The sequence below is a fragment of the Nostoc sp. genome (genome assembly GCF_036916975.1).
Taxonomy (GTDB): Bacteria; Cyanobacteriota; Cyanobacteriia; order Cyanobacteriales; family Nostocaceae; genus Nostoc.
Genome location: NZ_JBALFF010000027.1, coordinates 1 through 1115 on the forward strand (window position 1 = coordinate 1; position 1115 = coordinate 1115).

Annotated in this window: 1 protein-coding gene; it reads left to right on the forward strand. The window is 40.2% G+C overall.

The genetic code is table 11. From position 1 onward, the window contains the following. Nucleotides 1–157 precede the first annotated feature (157 nt). The gene (locus tag V7K73_RS04785; RefSeq protein WP_334877614.1) at nucleotides 158–832 is read left to right on the forward strand and encodes a response regulator transcription factor; all 675 of its coding nucleotides are present in this window, start codon (nucleotides 158–160) and stop codon (nucleotides 830–832) included. The last annotated feature ends 283 nt before the right edge of the window (nucleotides 833–1115 follow it).

Sequence of the window (1115 nt, forward strand, 5' to 3'; positions counted from 1 at the left end):
CTCCAAACTCCTAACTCCAAACTCCTAACTCCAAACTCCTAACTCCAAACTCCTAACTCCAAACTCCTAACTCCAAACTCCTAACTCCAAACTCCAAACTCCAAACTCCTAACTCCTAACTCCTAACCAATGACCAATGACCAATGACTAATAATAAATGACGAAAATCTTACTTGTTGAAGATGATGAATTGTTTCGGCTTGGTCTGCGGATGCGGTTGCAACAAGAAACCACTTTGGAGATTGTCGCAGAGGCAGAAGATGGGGAACAAGCTGTAGAATTAGCAAATCACTATCCCCTGGATTTGGTGTTGCTGGATATAGGTTTACCGGGAATTGGCGGGATTGAGGCTTGTCGCCAAATTAAGCAGAAGCACCCAAGTTTACCAATTCTTGTTTTAACCTCTCGTTCTGAAAAACCCCTGATTTCCCGGTTAATTGCCGCCGGGGCGCAAGGTTACTGTCTCAAAGGTATTCCGGCTGAGTCTCTGATATTAGCAGTGCGATCGGTTGCAGCAGGGGCTTCTTGGTGGGATCAAACAGCAACAACAGAAATTAGAGCAGCTTTTGAGGGCAATTCTACTATGGTGCTGCCTGCAAAAACTGAGGAATCCTTAGAAAATCCCCTAACCAAGCGAGAACAAGAAATTTTAGCGCTCGTAGCAACTGGCAAAAGCAATCAAGAAATTGCTGAGATTCTCTACATTGCCCCTGGTACAGTGCGCGTTCATGTCCATACTATTTTACAGAAACTAGAAGTACGCGATCGCACTCAAGCCGCAGTTTTAGCGATCCAAAAAGGATTGGTAGCACCAGAATTGTTAATTAAGTAGATTAAAATTCAAACTTTAAAATTCAATCTTAAAAAATTAAACTTGTTTCGTCCGACTTTGTAAAGCTGATGAGATAGCGAATCTGACTATTCAGCAGTTAAGCAAAGTCTTGCTCTATTAACTGTAATTCAGGCATCAACTTTGAACCTGGACTATTTGATTATTTCTCCCATTTCACTTTAATAATATTTTCTTTCTTTCTTTCTTTCTTTCTTTCTTTCTTTCTTTCTTTCTTTCTTTCTTTCTTTCTTTCTTTCTTTCTTTCTTTCTTTCTTTCTTTCTT